Consider the following 14375-nt stretch of genomic DNA (forward strand, 5'->3'; position numbering starts at 1 on the left):
AAACTTATTTCCAAAACCAACTTCTTATCAAATCTATCACTTAAAGTAATCTACTCAATTCCAAGTAACTGTTTTTCAACAAGTTTCTATCTGCATCACCGCCGATGGATGTGCATTATAGACCATCTAATTACGTTGGCAAGCGAAAATTTAAAACTTATGACTTGAGCGTTCATTTTTAAAACAACAACCATATTAACCAATTGTTTTATATCAATAATTATTTTAATTATTTATTTTTGACTTAAATAAGCCAGTATCATGCTCGATAATTCTTGTTTAAGTTGTTGTTCTGAGATAAGAAAATTGTTCTGACTAACATATCTCATCATTGTAAAAAGCGTACTATTGATGATTACAAAGGATTTATGCTTCACCTGTTCGAAGTCCCATTGATGGGGATTTCTACTAAATGTATATAGTCCAACTTCAAAAAAATGTTTTTCTAAAATCTGAGCAGCTTGCGAATGACTATAGTCATGCCAATGCTTCAGTACCTCTATAAAAAAACCATGATCGGCTTTTAATGCAGCAAATCCTAGTTCAATTGCTAAGGGGATAAGGATATCCAAAGGAATATTTCCTTGCTGCATAACTAATTCTTTGAGTTGCTGCCCCAATAGTTCGCTTTTACGGCGCAACAGTTCTTCTATGATTTGATCTTTATTCTCAAAGTATTGGTAAATTGAACCCACACTTACTCCAGATCTCTCTGCAATTTTAGGAGTCGTGGTATGGAGCAATCCATACTGGGCAATACAATGTTGTGTCGCCTCTAAAATATGGTCAACAATAATTTTTGAACGCTGTTGCTGGGGGGCTTTTCTCATCGGTTTTTTATTCTTTAAATGCGAATTGAATGCGAATAATTATTCATATTAGCCTATTTATTATTCAGCTCAATAAGTAAGTGACAATATGCAAACAAGTAGCCCTACTCGACTTGCCACGTTTAATGAAATGCAAGACAGTAATTTCTTTACTCAGTTTTTAAATGTCTGTTGCGAAAAACCAGCACAGCCAAACTATACGGAATATGTGACTTTACAACGTGCTCTTTATGAAGGGGACGTTGAAATGGATAAGGTGATTGATTGGGTTATGCAAAATCCCAAAGATCACCGCATGATTTTTGAGAAGATATTATTTCAAGGCCGCAATGACTTATCTGAGCCAATACCTACTGAGTTAGAAAATTTCTTTAATTACATTGAACAAAAGCCTGAATGGTTAGACCAACACCAAATTGATGAGGCTGTTAAATTTACGCATCGTTTAGGAATTAATAATGGTTTTATTCTTAGAGATTTATCATTAATGGCGGGATATTTATACCCGGGGTTTAATCAGCCTCTCATTTTAACGGGTGCATTGAAGAAACAGGCGGGTACTCGTTTAGCAGAAACTACAAAATGGTGGGTTGATATTACTGAACCTGAAGGGCTTACTCATTTAAGCGCAGGTTTTACCTCAACCATTTATGTTCGCTTTATTCATGCACTCGTTCGCCGACAATTGAAAAAGTCTGAACGGTGGGATAGTGAAGTTTGGGGAATTCCTCTTAATCAGTTTGATTTAGCAATGACCAATTTAGCGTTTAGCAGTGTGGTTTTGCTCGGTATTCGAGCTTTAGGAATATGGCCGACAAAACAGGAAACTAAGAGTTTTTTGCATTTTTGGCGTTATGTTGGCTGGCTGATAGGTATTGATGAAAAATGGCTTATTCAATCTGAAACTGAAGGCTGGCGGTTACTTTACTGGATGCAGTTTGCTCACCCGTGCTCTGATAACAGCAGTGTTGAATTAGGATCAAGCTTATCTAAAGAGCCTTTTGAGAGAAAATATCTGCATTTACGCTCTTTGCAGCAGAAGCTTGCTTATCGACAACATTTAGAACTTACTCAATTTTTTATTGGTAAGAAAAGAATGAGATTACTCGGATTGCCTCAACAATCTGCTTCTTGGTTCGCTTATTATCTGATTTTACGTAATTCACTACTTTATAGTGGTGCAAAGCTTTCACCAAAAGTTGAAAATTTTTTATCCAAATCAGGCCGCAATATACAAAAACTTGGTCTAAGGCTTTATCAAAATCAAGGTAAAGCAAAAACCTTGGCGAGTATGCATCAATAATTTTTAAAACCTAAAAATAAAAAATGGAAGCCCATTAACCAGACTTCCATTTTCAAATATTAAAAAGCTTATTGAGCTGATGAACTGTGCATTTCAGCGTGGTTCATTTGCTCGGGCGACTCCATCATCTGCTTCTTTTTTTGACTTGGCATGTAGTCAGGCTCATTGTTAATCGCCAAGTAAAAAATGATCATAAATAATAAAGCCAAGATAGAAGCCACAATAAGTAACTTCCATCCCCACCACGATTGTTCAGGCGATAATTTATTTGTCATTTCATTTCTCTCATTCAATTAATATTTTCAATTCATATAATTAAGTTAAAACGTATTAAAACTTCATGCTCATACGAACCCAGTAGTTTCTTCCGATATTGTTGAACTGCTCTTCACTCGCAAATCCAAAACCAGCACTACCCGCTTTGTTTAAGTGTTCGGTGTAGGTTTTATCTAATACGTTATCAACACCAACAGAGACATCAATATCTTTACGAAGGTTGTAACTTCCGTTTAGAGAAAGAGTCGAAAAACCTTTACTTGGTTTTAAGTCATATCCCACGATGTTACCTTGATGTAGACTCACACGGTTTTGCTCAGCAACAGCTCGCCACAACAGACCTAAATTATATTTGTCAGCCACATAGCGAATATTTAAGCGACCTTCTAAAGGTGAAATTTGAGGTAGTGGTTTGTCATCTGTGGTGTTTTTACCCCATGCATACATAGCACTTAAATCAGCCTGAATATGGTCGGTAAATTGATAGCCAATACCTGCTTCTGCACCTGCAATGGTTGCATCGACATTTTTGGCACCCGCAGTAATATCATGACTCATATCATGTCCGCCCATATCCATACTTGGGTGATGGTGATAACTCATTAGAATGTAGTCATCTACTAAGCCCGCATAAGCAGAAGCCCATGTATTTAAAGCACCATGTTGTTGCTGAAAGCCCAGATCCAACTGTAGTGTTTTCTCAGGATTCACACCGTTAAAGGTATTGGTTGAGCCAGCATTACCATGTTTAGGCGAAAAAAGTTCCCAATAATCAGGCATACGCTCTACATAACCTAAACCGATATAGCTTTTTAGGTCATGCTCAGGATGTTGATTTTCCCAGCGGACAAATGCACTTGGTAAAGTCTTTTCAAGTTTAGTATTAAAGCCTTTTGCTTGAGAATCTGCGCGCTCATCTTCAACTGTTACTCTATCTAAACGCACACCTGTAACCAGTTTGTTGAGATCGTTCCATTGATAACCGAGCTCACCAAAAGCGCCATATGATTGAAAACGCATATCTTGACGATATGGAATATTCATAGAAGGCATTGTTGGCGATGACATGCTACCGCCATGTTTATTAAATTGAGAATCTATACCTGTGATCAGGCTCCATTGATTCCATTCAGAGGTCATGGCCAAACGGGAGTTTAGTGTACGGCGCGTCACTTGCATTGCCATTGGGTTCGGCATCAGCATAGTCATACCACCATGGTTCATTTCAACTAATGGCGGTGTACGCAAGCTAAAGTTATCCATAATATGGTCGTTATAGCTGTAGTTCACCTGCCCTTCAATTTTCTTAATGACATCAGTGATATTTTTCTTTTCGAAACGTAGACCTAAGCTTTCACGCGCAAATTGTGAACCGTCCATTGAGCGTCCAGCATAAAGCGATTCGCCATCAGATTTTCCACCAGTGAGTTCAACCCATGTGTTTTCATCTGGAGTGAAACCAAGTGCTATATCAGCATTCCATTTCTTCCATGCTGAAGGCACAGTATTTCCGTCACCATCTTGATAACTATTGGACTCAGAACGATTGGCATTTAAACGAATATATTTTTTCTCATCACCAATTGCCGCTTCAACATTATGATCAATACGTCCATATGAACCTAACAAGACACTGGCTTGCCCACGATAAGGTTTCTCTGTAGTGAGCTTTTCAGGTTGACGTTCAAAAAGGACTGTTGCTGCTGAACCTGTATTGGCATATTGAACCGTTTGCGGACCTTTAATGACAGAAATACGGTCATAACTTTCTGGTGAAATATAAGAAGTTGGAGCATCCATACGGTTTGGGCATGCGCCTAAATTTTCAGTTCCGTCAGTTAAAATTTTGATACGTGAGCCAAACATACCTCGGAATGTTACATCGCCATTTGTTCCACCGCTTTGTATTGAGTTAAAACCCATAATACTTTGCAGGTAGTCTGCGCCATCGGTTGCGGGTACTGGCTGAATTGGTTGCTTTGGATCTGCATGTACGATCAGGCCGTTTGCATCGTTGCCTTGCTGTGCAGTAACAACGATAGGTGCCAATGAGTGAAACGATTTTATATCGATATCATTTTTTTGGGAATCAGCAAAAACTATACCCGAATGAGAGACAGCAAACATCGCAACCCATAAAGGTTGTAATAAGAATTTAGACTGTGACATTTTTTATACGCTCTAAAACATAAATAAAGTGATATTGAAGTCAATCAAGACCCCAACAAAAAATTGCTTTTATTTATGCAAATAGAGGCGGTGCACGCCCTTGCGGGAGTAGGAAAAGTCGCTGTAGCGCAAAATAAACATGTTTGAATGCTTGTTGATAGGCGACTAAGCGAACTTGTATGCGAACTAAAACTTCTTTTACGCCGAATTCAGGCGGTAAAACCAGATTGGCATAGACGGTACAATATTGACATTGATGGTTTGCATCATGATGGTCATGGTGTTCAGGTACTTGAGCCTGCTCAATATGATGTTCATGATGCGAATGCATGGTATGTGACATGGCTTCCGTCTGTGCTTTGGGCTTCAGCAAAGCACGGGTAATAGTTTCACAGACCGGAGCAATTTGATATTGCTTCGGTAATAGCGGCTGTAGAAATACCGCGACCTGTAAAAATACTGCTGCACATGCAAGCAGTAAACCACTACGAAAAACCAAAAATCACATCCACACTATTTTAATGTTTCAACAATAGAAATTTTTAACGTTTTACTGCAACTTTTTCACGCTCACGTTGACGAACAACTTTTTCGACTTTTTCACGCGCACGCTGACGTTTAAGTGGCGACAAATAATCCACAAATAATTTGCCATTTAAGTGATCCATTTCATGTTGGATACAAACAGCGAGAAGTCCATCAGCTTCTATCTCAAATGCTTGACCTTCAAGGTTAATTGCCTCAATTTTCACACGTGACGGGCGCTCAACTTTGTCGTATATTTGTGGCACCGATAGGCAGCCTTCTTCGTACTGCTGCTTATCTTCTGTCAGCGGAGTGATTTTGGGGTTAATAAAAACCAAGGGTTCATCTTTAGCTTCAGATAAATCTATAACGATTAACTGAATATGACGGTCTACCTGTGAAGCTGCTAAACCAATACCTGGTGCGGCATACATGGTTTCAAGCATATCTGCTGCAAGTTGACGAATTTCATCAGTAACTTCTTCAACAGGCTTAGCAATGGTACGAAGACGGGGATCAGGAAAACTTAAAATAGGTAATAAGGCCATACTGACGTCCTCACTTATGCCATTGATTGAAAAACCAAATGAAGGAAATACTTCATCGAAAAATTGTGTGTAAGCCGCTCATTATAACGCATCTGCACACATAATTTTTAGGAATTATCATAATGAAAAAGGTTTTTAACGGCATGGTTGAATTTCATGCTTTGGGGATAAAAAAGCATTTACTTGCTTTCGCACTTTTTACAGGGGTTGTAATAGGTACAGTAGCAGAGGTTCATGCTGCTAGTCCGAACCATAATCCCCCCTCTCTAAAAAGTAATGCACCACATGTCTACGTTGTAAAACGAGGAGATACCTTATGGGATATTTCAGCTCATTTCTTAAGTAAACCTTGGCGTTGGCCAGAAATCTGGGCAAGTAACCAGCATGTCAAAAATCCACACTGGATTTATCCGGGTGATCGATTATTGTTATGCAGTTTAGCTGGTCGACCATTGATAGGAAAAGATGAGGGCGATGGTTGTGTCGGCATTATTCGTCGCTACACAGGTAAAATGACAAACTTACAACCTCAAGTTCGTGTGGAGTCGCTCAACGACAACGTGCCTGTCATTCCGCTTGAACATATCAAACAGTGGTTAGAACACAGCACAATTTTACCAACTGACGCAATTGAACATACCCCTTATGTAGTGGGAACTGCCGATCAGCGCGTACTTGCGGCAAAAGGTCAAACCATTTATGCGCGCGGACAAGGTTTAATTGATGGTCAACGTTATGCAGTTTACCGTGAAGGCGAACCTTACTATTTCACAGACAGTAAAGGTAAAAAGCACAGCCTAGGTATTGAACTGCAACAAGTTGCCTCTGGGATTGCTATCTCTTCTGAAAAGGATATAACAACGCTTGAGTTAACTGATAGCTACAATTCTGAAGTACGCCGTGGCGATCGGATTATGCCAGAAGAAGATGCAACATTGCCTACCCTGTTTTATCCAGTGGATGCCAAACAAGTTACAGAGGGCGGTAAGATCATTCGTGTCATGGGCTCAATTGGTACCGCTACCAAAAATAGTGTAGTGACTTTAGACCGAGGTACAGCTCAAGGCGTTCAGGTGGGACAAGTTTTTGATATTACCCAAAAAGGTGAAACCATTCGAGACCCTAAAACCAAAGAACCAATACAGTTACCTGGACAACAAATCGGTAGCCTTATGGTATTTAGAACATTTGACCAGCTTAGCTATGCTTATATCTTAGAAAGTGACTTACCTATTAAAGTAGGTTCAAGCATTCAGCCACCTCGTCTTAACGATTAACGCTGGATATACACTTTACAATGCTTACTCAACTTTCTTCACACCATTACCACACCCTTAAAGTGTGGTATTTGGTGCAGCACTCTTTGGTCAGTTTTAAAAAAATTGTCGATTATTTTGGTACTTGTGAAAAGGCCACTCAACCTACCGGACTCGCCCAATGGCGCAATCTCGGGTTACATGCCAACCATTTAAAACGTGTAGACGAATTTCAAACTGCTCAGGGTCAAGCTCAGTTTGAAAAACTGGTTCAGCAGATCCATCAATATACTGACTTTATCTTAACCTCAGATGACTCTGGCTATCCTACGCAATTGCTACCTTACACAGACCATCCGCCCATCATTTTTGGGAAAGGCCAAGCTCAAGCTTTGTTGCAACCACAAATTGCTATTGTGGGTAGTCGAAAACCAAGTCCTCATGGCCGTCAAGTTGCTTATGATTTTGCGTATTACTTAAGTGAAAAAGGATTTTATGTAAGTAGTGGTTTGGCATATGGCATTGATGAGGCTGCCCATCAAGGAGCCTCAGCTCATCAAAGGACTATTGCTATAACAGGAACAGGTTTAGATAGTACCTACCCTGCTCAAAATAAAAAACTTGCAGAGCAGATCTTGGATCAAAACGGCGCCATCATTACTGAGTTTTTGCCCGGTACGCCGCCTTTACAACAGCATTTCCCTCGTAGAAACCGAATTGTCAGTGGTCTAAGTTTAGGCGTGTTAGTGGTAGAAGCGACTTTAAAAAGTGGCTCACTGATTACTGCCAACAAAGCTGCCGAGCAAGGTAAAACGGTATTTGCTATTCCCGGTCATATTTATAGTGAGTTTCATCAAGGGTGCCATCAGCTCATTCGCGAGGGGGCTATTTTAGTCGATCATCCTGAACAGATTATTGAAGATTTAGCCCTTCCTACCCAATGGCAAAGCCAACAGCAAAACCAAAGTGAGCTAGTTGTTTCTTCTGCACCAGAAATTCCGAAACATTTAATTAATCTTTATCAATCTTTAGACTGGGTCGGCCAAAATATTGACCAGCTTGTTTTGCACCATTCACAGCCTGTTGCAGAACTCACCTCTTCACTCATGGAACTAGAACTACTGGGTTTATGTATGCAACAATCTGGACTGTATTTACGTTGTCGTTCTTAATAGTGGAGCGCACAATAGCAATTCTGTCTGATTGAAAGGAAGAGTATTACCATGATTACCACCTCAGTTACCGAAGCAGCCGAAAGTTTACGTCAAGGTGAAGTCCTAGCGTATCCAACTGAGGCCGTTTGGGGGCTAGGTTGCGACCCTTTTAATGAACAAGCCTTTCAAAAAATTCTCGAACTTAAACAGAGGCCGATTGAAAAAGGTGTGATTTTGCTAGCAGGTCATATTAGCCAAGTTGAGCACCTATTAACCTCTTTACCAAAAACAACCCAACAAGAAATTATTGATTGTTGGACGAATCACCAACCGTCAGAAAGAGCCACAACTTGGCTCTTGCCTGCTGGCGAAAATGTTCCTTTATGGATTAAAGGTGAACATCCTCTTGTGGCTGTTCGAGTCACCACACATCCTTTGTGTGTGGCGTTATGCAATGCTTTTCATGGTTTTATTGTCTCGACTAGTGCCAACCCAAGTGGGCAAGAACCTGCTCATTCACTACAAGATGCCTGCCAATACTTTGGTTCACAATTAAACTATCTCAATGGTGACTTAGGCCAAAGTCAGCAGCCAAGTAGAATTATTAATGCGCTTACTGGAGAGATTATCCGCGCCTAATTTCAGACAAAAAAAAGCTCAGTTATATAGGGATAACTGAGCATAAAAAAGGATGGGTATATACCGCATCCAGAGGGTTTGGATATCTCTGCAACGAAAGATAATCTGCTAAAAAGAGCATCTTTCGTAGTGGTCGCTATTATGGGGTAAGCCATCAAATGAGAGAAATATATAATTTCTCTAAAAAAAGCATGAAAAGTGTAGGGAATTTACGGCTTTTCGTTTATAAATTAAAATTATATTAATATTTTTACTCGAATTTTTTAATATTTATATTTCAATCTGTTTTTATAAACTATTTATAAATCATATAGAAAAGCTTTAACTGATAGAAAAATGGCATATTTTGATCAATTTTTTTCAAAATATGCCATAGTTTTTTCACTGACTTTAGTTTTGCTCTTGTATGAGTTCACTCTTTTTAGCACTGACCTTCTTTTGAGCCATAACAATGCCTATTAAAATTATTACACCACCTAGTGTGTGATAAATGGTCCACTGCTCAGACAACCAAACACTTGCAATAATTGCTGTAAACACGGGAACTAAATTCATAAAAATACTGGTTCTATTCGGGCCTAATTGCTGAACAGCCAACATCCAAACTAAAGGCGCAATGAGTGAAGCAAATACTCCTGCATAAATAGCACTCGGAGCATTTTCTGCATTTAAAGCATCCAGTCCGAACCAGAAAATTAACGGAAGGTGAAACACAACAGAAAAACCAATCTGGACATATAAACTCGTCATGATGGGCAGAGGCAACTGCCACTTCTTAAGAAAAACCCCATAAAATGCATAAAAGAACACAGCAATAATCATTAAGGCATCACCAAGATGTCCACCGCCATTTAATAAGTGACTAATATTTCCTTGGGACATGACATATAGCAATCCTGCAAAAGACAAAATACTGCCAAACACTGCATATCGATTAGGTACATCTTTCAAAATGGCAAGAGAAACAAAGATCGTAAAGATCGGGATAAATGCATTTACAATTCCCATATTTGTGGCACTTGTATAATGGGCAGCCGTATAAGCAAGTCCTTGATAAAGCACCATTCCAAATGCACTTAAAATTGCAAGCTTAGGCAGATATGGTTTTATTAGATGTCGCTGTTTCCAAACAGGTAACAACATAAATGGGGTTAAAATAATAAATGCGATTAACCATCGGTAAAAACTGATACTTACCGGAGAGATATAATCTGAGACATAGCGGGTGACTACAATATTTAAAGACCAAATCAGTACTGCCAAAATGGGAAAGATAAATGCCCATTTGTGATATTTCATGACCTGACTCATAGTAATACACCATCTACAAAAGAGATTTTATTTTGAAGAATGTCTTAATAAATTGAAATATCGTATTTCCGACATTGATATTGAAGTTAGGACATCATCTTTTTTAGAATCTAAAATAATGTCCAAGTTTTCATGGCATGTTCCACAACTTTGTGTAATTGCTCATTACTCGCCCCATCTCTTGCCTGAATCGTTAACCCTTGGATGACTGTTGCATAAAAGTCTGTCATTTCCTGTAACGGCGCATTTGGAGACAAATCACCCTGTTCTACGCCTTGTTGAAGGCGTTTGAATAATTTGTCTTTGGTCTTTATTCGTTTATCGAGAAGGTTCTGTTGCACATCCTGAGTAGCATCAGAACAATTCATAGCAGCAACAACGAGCATACAACCAGCAGGCTTATTTGGCTGAACAAGTCGTTTGACGTTATCGTATAGATAAAGTTCAAAAGCGATTTTTGCTGTTTTTGCTTCTAAAAAGATGGTTTCAATAGGGCATGCTTCATGAGCTAAATAGTAATCAATACTTTGATAGAACAGCCCCGCTTTATCTCCAAACGCACTGTATAAGCTTGGTGCTGTAATTTCCAAAGCCTGTGTTAAATCACTGATCGATGTTGCTTCATAGCCATGCTCCCAAAAGAGCAACATTGCTTTTTGCAAAACCTGTTGCTCATCAAAGCATTTAGGACGTCCACGCTTTTTTTTCAGCGTGTCCTCAGCAGCAATCAAATTTGTTTCATGCTTATTTGTCATAAAGATCACATCTATTTTTATAACAATCGTTATTAAATTAATTGACGTTCGATTTTTTATCAACTATTTTATTTTCATAATGATCGTTAGTTAATTAATAAATTGCCTTTCTTCACTCCAAGTTTAGCCAAGTAAGGATTTCTTATGGACCAACCCAGTGTCTCTAAAGCGCGACCCACGACCTCCCCTCAAGGAAGCTGGTTTGCCATTTTGGCCGTTGCTATTACAGCATTTGCATTAGTAACAAGTGAATTTTTACCTGTTGGTGTTTTAAATAGTGTTGCAACAGATTTAAATATTTCTGTAGGTAGAGCAGGTCTTATTATTACTGTACCCGGCATTATGGCAGCAATTGCCGCCCCTCTATTGCCTGTTTCTGTAAAACTACTTGATCGACGTTATGTTCTCATTTTACTGACAGCAATTATGGTGATTGCCAATACCATTACTGCTTTTGCTGAAAACTTTCATATTTTATTACTCAGTCGTTTAATTTTAGGAATCTCAATTGGTGGGTTCTGGGCCACGGCAATCGCTTTAAGTGGAAAATTAGCTCCCCCTCATCTCCCTATTGCCAAAGCAACTGCTGTTGTAATGGCAGGTGTAACTTTTGCGACAGTTTTGGGTGTTCCCATTGGAACATGGTTAAGTGAATTTTATGGCTGGCGCAGCGCTTTTGGAATTACGGCAGGAATTGGCTTAATTGTTTTAATCTTACAATTAATCTTTTTACCTAAACTTGTTCCAGACTCGCCAATCCATCTGAGGGACTTACCAGCATTATTACGCACACCTAAAGCACGTAGCGGTATGCTTATTGTTCTACTTATCGGTCTCGCTCATTTTTGTGCATATAGCTATTTAGCACCTTTCTTCAAAAATATTGCAGGTTTTAACGGTACAACCATTAGCTCACTATTATTGCTCTATGGAATTGCAGGTATTTTCGGAAACGCGTTTGCTGGCTATAGCGGTAATTTAAATGTCCGATATACACTTGCTTTTGTTAGTGCTTGCTTTGCAATTGTATTTTTTGGATTCCCACTTTTTGCCATTCATGAATTTGGTGCTATTGTCTTAACGGCTTTATGGGGATTTGCGTTTGGTGCCTTCCCTACCTCAGCAAATATCTGGATGTTTGTACATGCGCCAAATGCAGTTGAAAAAGGTATGCCTCTTTTTGTAGGTATGTTTCAGGTCATGATTGCGACGGGTTCATTATTAGGTGGATATGTGGTTGATCATTTCAATGAAAATACTTTAATTTATGGTGTATTAAGCTTTGTTGCCTTAGCATTACTTAGTACATTTACTTTAGCAAAAGGTTTAAATAATCCTAAAGCTACTTGTGAAAATTAAAATATGAGTCAGAGCATATAGATGAATAATGAGGACCAGCAATTTTCTTTATTGAACAGTATTGAAGTTCATGAATTTCTATATCAAAAAGAAGATATTGTTCGTCCTCATGCCTCTCTTTGGGGAGATTTTAATTTCAGTCTAAATGGTATTTTAGAAATGCAGGTGGAGGAGCAATTATATTTATCCCCTCCTAGCTATGGCCTTTGGATTCCTCCACAGACCGTTCACCAATCAACTGATATCGACCATGAAATTCACTATATTTGTATTCGTTTGCATCCCCGCCTTTGCTCTATTTTAGGAGATAAGTGCCGATGCTTTAGTATTCAGCCCTTTTTTCGCACCTTAGTACTACAAATCTTGGAACAACAAAAACAGTCGAAAAAACCTGAATATTTAGAACATCTTTTACAGGTCTTATTTGACCAATTACAACAAGCTCCTGCTTATTCGCACTATTTACCTCAAACACGTCATCCGGTTTTATTACCTATTTTAGAAAAGCTTTCAGATCCATCATTTTTTGATCACTCTTTACAGCAATTACTTCAAAATTTCTCAGTCAGCGACCGTCATCTATTACGCCTGAGCCAACAAGAACTCCAGCTTTCTTTGTCTGAATGGAGAAATCGAGCCAAAATTATTTATGCGCTTCATCAAATTCGGCAAGGGACATCCATTAAACGCCTCTCTTATGATTTAGGCTATCAACACAGTTCAAGTTTTATTGAATTTTTTAAACGCTATACAGGTCAAACTCCAATCAAAATCAGGAATAACTAAACTTCATTCTATTTTTAAAATCTTTTTCTTTTTTGAACACGAATATTATTGCACTACCCCTCAATAGCAGTTAAAACAAATGCGTTACTTGATATCAACTACAAACTTTAGGAAAGACTCATGACACAATCTGTATACCACATTCCAGTAAAAGCCATTTCAGGCGAAACGGTTGACCTCGAACAATACAAAGGTAAAGTTGTACTTATCGTCAACACAGCTTCTAAATGTGGTTTGACTCCACAATACGAAGGTTTAGAAAAGCTTTATCAAGCTAAAAAAGATCAAGGTCTTGAAATTTTAGGCTTTCCTGCAAATAACTTTAAAGAACAAGAACCAGGTTCAGACGAAGAAATTCAGCAATTCTGTTCGTTAAATTATGATGTTCATTTCCCTTTATTTTCTAAAGTATCTGTTGCAGGTGAAGATAAACATCCACTTTATGAGACTCTAACAGCAGCTCAACCGGAACGCATTGGTGAAGGTCCTTTCCGTGAACGTCTAGAAGGTTTAGGTATTCCAACTAATCCAGCGCCAGAAGTTTTATGGAACTTTGAAAAATTCTTAATTAATAAAAATGGTGAAGTAGTTGCTCGTTTTGCTCCAAACCTAACTGCGGATGATGAACAAATCGTTAAAGCAGTTGAAGCAGAATTAGCAAAATAAAGTTTAAAAAAAAATCTGAAAAAGAGCGTTTTCTACGCTCTTTTTTATTATCTCGTCAAAATGTTGTTTGTTTGCAAAAATACAATCTTTCTCCATATTTTATGCCTATAGTACCTTTTTGCTTTATTTGATGTTGTTTGTAGTTATGAAAAAAGTTTTACAGGGTGCATTTCTTCCTTTTGTAATTTTTGCCTCAGGCATGCTTTTACTCGGGTGCGATCAGGCACAAGACCATGCTACTGAACAAGAAAATACTGAAATAACCGAACAGACCTCTGATCAAGCTATTGAACGACAAGAACCAGATATTGCTCCGAGCAAAACCGAACTTAAAAGCGGTAATATTTTTTATATGGTTCGAGATGCTGCTAATTTACAGCTTAAAGCTGGAGATTATGTCGAGCAACTGAAAGACACTCAACTTGACGTTGAACAAGCGATTCAAGATAAAAATCAAAATGAATTAAAAACAACTGTTTCAACGTTAAAACAGCAGTTACAAGGTTTAAATCAAGCTCTTCTCACCTTGGATATCAAAAGTCAGGAAATTGAGAATATTCGCCAAAGTTTATTACATGCCAATCAACAAGCTCTTAGCATGCCGTTACTAAATGGGAAATTAGATCAAATCAATTTTGACCAAATTGAAAAACAGCTGAATACCATTCAAATGGATATGGTTAAACTCGCAGCTATGATTATGGCTGGAGATGAGAAACCAGATTCAAAAACTGATTCTTAACTTATATCTAAATAATAAAAAAGCCACCTTACGGTGGCTTTTTTTAATCTCAAACC

Annotated in this window: 14 protein-coding genes and 1 pseudogene; 8 read left to right on the forward strand and 7 right to left on the reverse strand. The window is 38.4% G+C overall.

Annotated elements, in window-relative coordinates:
• Positions 1–259: 259 nt before the first annotated feature.
• Positions 260–830 (reverse strand): annotated as a pseudogene (locus MSG66_RS00005) (TetR/AcrR family transcriptional regulator).
• 88 nt (positions 831–918) lie between these two features.
• Between MSG66_RS00005 and MSG66_RS00010 the strand changes: the two are divergent.
• On the forward strand, positions 919–2133 hold the full coding sequence (locus MSG66_RS00010; RefSeq protein ID WP_324651296.1) for an oxygenase MpaB family protein: 1215 nt from the start codon (positions 919–921) through the stop codon (positions 2131–2133).
• A 68-nt stretch (positions 2134–2201) separates the two neighbouring features.
• Here the strand turns inward: MSG66_RS00010 and MSG66_RS00015 are convergent, their stop codons facing one another.
• The 4 genes from MSG66_RS00015 to def all read right to left on the reverse strand — a co-directional run bounded on the left by MSG66_RS00015 (position 2202) and on the right by def (position 5651).
• Entirely contained in the window at positions 2202–2408 is a 207-nt protein-coding gene (locus tag MSG66_RS00015) for a hypothetical protein (RefSeq protein WP_324651298.1), read from the reverse strand.
• Between the two features lie 55 nt (positions 2409–2463).
• Positions 2464–4578 (reverse strand): TonB-dependent copper receptor, encoded by a 2115-nt coding sequence (locus MSG66_RS00020; RefSeq protein ID WP_324651300.1) that lies wholly within the window; start codon positions 4576–4578, stop codon positions 2464–2466.
• Positions 4579–4651: 73 nt separating this feature from the next.
• Positions 4652–5077 carry a DUF2946 family protein gene (locus tag MSG66_RS00025; RefSeq protein ID WP_003655503.1) on the reverse strand — a complete coding sequence of 142 codons (426 nt, stop codon included), beginning with the start codon at positions 5075–5077 and terminating at the stop codon, positions 4652–4654.
• A gap of 43 nt (positions 5078–5120) precedes the next feature.
• Positions 5121–5651, reverse strand: a complete 531-nt coding sequence (gene def, locus MSG66_RS00030; RefSeq protein ID WP_004795267.1) for a peptide deformylase — start codon at positions 5649–5651, stop codon at positions 5121–5123.
• 122 nt (positions 5652–5773) lie between these two features.
• On the opposite strand from def, the gene MSG66_RS00035 reads away from it, so the two are divergent.
• From MSG66_RS00035 to MSG66_RS00045, 3 genes are read left to right on the forward strand one after another with little or no spacing between them, the layout of a single operon-like run.
• Positions 5774–6928 carry a LysM peptidoglycan-binding domain-containing protein gene (locus tag MSG66_RS00035; RefSeq protein ID WP_324651304.1) on the forward strand — a complete coding sequence of 385 codons (1155 nt, stop codon included), beginning with the start codon at positions 5774–5776 and terminating at the stop codon, positions 6926–6928.
• A 20-nt stretch (positions 6929–6948) separates the two neighbouring features.
• On the forward strand, positions 6949–8079 hold the full coding sequence (gene dprA, locus MSG66_RS00040) for a DNA-processing protein DprA (RefSeq protein ID WP_262473732.1): 1131 nt from the start codon (positions 6949–6951) through the stop codon (positions 8077–8079).
• A 51-nt stretch (positions 8080–8130) separates the two neighbouring features.
• A complete protein-coding gene (locus MSG66_RS00045; RefSeq protein ID WP_262473729.1) occupies positions 8131–8700 on the forward strand; it encodes an L-threonylcarbamoyladenylate synthase in 570 nt (189 codons plus the stop codon).
• Between the two features lie 390 nt (positions 8701–9090).
• Here MSG66_RS00045 and MSG66_RS00050 read toward each other — a convergent pair whose 3' ends face one another.
• Positions 9091–10011, reverse strand: coding sequence for a DMT family transporter (locus MSG66_RS00050; protein ID WP_324651308.1), 921 nt, complete (start codon positions 10009–10011; stop codon positions 9091–9093).
• A gap of 110 nt (positions 10012–10121) precedes the next feature.
• Positions 10122–10775 (reverse strand): TetR/AcrR family transcriptional regulator, encoded by a 654-nt coding sequence (locus MSG66_RS00055; RefSeq protein ID WP_128814552.1) that lies wholly within the window; start codon positions 10773–10775, stop codon positions 10122–10124.
• Between the two features lie 135 nt (positions 10776–10910).
• Here MSG66_RS00055 and MSG66_RS00060 point away from each other — a divergent pair, with 135 nt between their 5' ends.
• The 4 genes from MSG66_RS00060 to MSG66_RS00075 all read left to right on the forward strand — a co-directional run bounded on the left by MSG66_RS00060 (position 10911) and on the right by MSG66_RS00075 (position 14319).
• On the forward strand, positions 10911–12125 hold the full coding sequence (locus MSG66_RS00060; RefSeq protein WP_324651312.1) for an MFS transporter: 1215 nt from the start codon (positions 10911–10913) through the stop codon (positions 12123–12125).
• Between the two features lie 21 nt (positions 12126–12146).
• Entirely contained in the window at positions 12147–12911 is a 765-nt protein-coding gene (locus MSG66_RS00065) for a helix-turn-helix transcriptional regulator (protein ID WP_324651314.1), read from the forward strand.
• Between the two features lie 120 nt (positions 12912–13031).
• Positions 13032–13577 carry a glutathione peroxidase gene (locus tag MSG66_RS00070; RefSeq protein ID WP_042898442.1) on the forward strand — a complete coding sequence of 182 codons (546 nt, stop codon included), beginning with the start codon at positions 13032–13034 and terminating at the stop codon, positions 13575–13577.
• Between the two features lie 145 nt (positions 13578–13722).
• Positions 13723–14319: a hypothetical protein gene (locus tag MSG66_RS00075; protein ID WP_128814551.1), complete on the forward strand. Its 597-nt coding sequence runs from the start codon at positions 13723–13725 to the stop codon at positions 14317–14319.
• The last annotated feature ends 56 nt before the right edge of the window (positions 14320–14375 follow it).

This window comes from Acinetobacter sp. IK31 (assembly GCF_035615195.1).
In the GTDB taxonomy this organism is placed as follows: domain Bacteria; phylum Pseudomonadota; class Gammaproteobacteria; order Pseudomonadales; family Moraxellaceae; genus Acinetobacter; species Acinetobacter calcoaceticus_C.

Coding starts and splice junctions, on each gene's coding strand:
- MSG66_RS00010 (WP_324651296.1), top strand. CDS start 919: ATGCAAACAAGTAGCCCTACTCGACTTGCCACGTTTAATGAAATGCAA.
- MSG66_RS00015 (WP_324651298.1), bottom strand. CDS start 2,408: ATGACAAATAAATTATCGCCTGAACAATCGTGGTGGGGATGGAAGTTA.
- MSG66_RS00020 (WP_324651300.1), bottom strand. CDS start 4,578: ATGTCACAGTCTAAATTCTTATTACAACCTTTATGGGTTGCGATGTTT.
- def (WP_004795267.1), bottom strand. CDS start 5,651: ATGGCCTTATTACCTATTTTAAGTTTTCCTGATCCCCGTCTTCGTACC.
- MSG66_RS00035 (WP_324651304.1), top strand. CDS start 5,774: ATGAAAAAGGTTTTTAACGGCATGGTTGAATTTCATGCTTTGGGGATA.
- dprA (WP_262473732.1), top strand. CDS start 6,949: ATGCTTACTCAACTTTCTTCACACCATTACCACACCCTTAAAGTGTGG.
- MSG66_RS00045 (WP_262473729.1), top strand. CDS start 8,131: ATGATTACCACCTCAGTTACCGAAGCAGCCGAAAGTTTACGTCAAGGT.
- MSG66_RS00050 (WP_324651308.1), bottom strand. CDS start 10,011: ATGAGTCAGGTCATGAAATATCACAAATGGGCATTTATCTTTCCCATT.
- MSG66_RS00060 (WP_324651312.1), top strand. CDS start 10,911: ATGGACCAACCCAGTGTCTCTAAAGCGCGACCCACGACCTCCCCTCAA.
- MSG66_RS00065 (WP_324651314.1), top strand. CDS start 12,147: ATGAATAATGAGGACCAGCAATTTTCTTTATTGAACAGTATTGAAGTT.
- MSG66_RS00070 (WP_042898442.1), top strand. CDS start 13,032: ATGACACAATCTGTATACCACATTCCAGTAAAAGCCATTTCAGGCGAA.
- MSG66_RS00075 (WP_128814551.1), top strand. CDS start 13,723: ATGAAAAAAGTTTTACAGGGTGCATTTCTTCCTTTTGTAATTTTTGCC.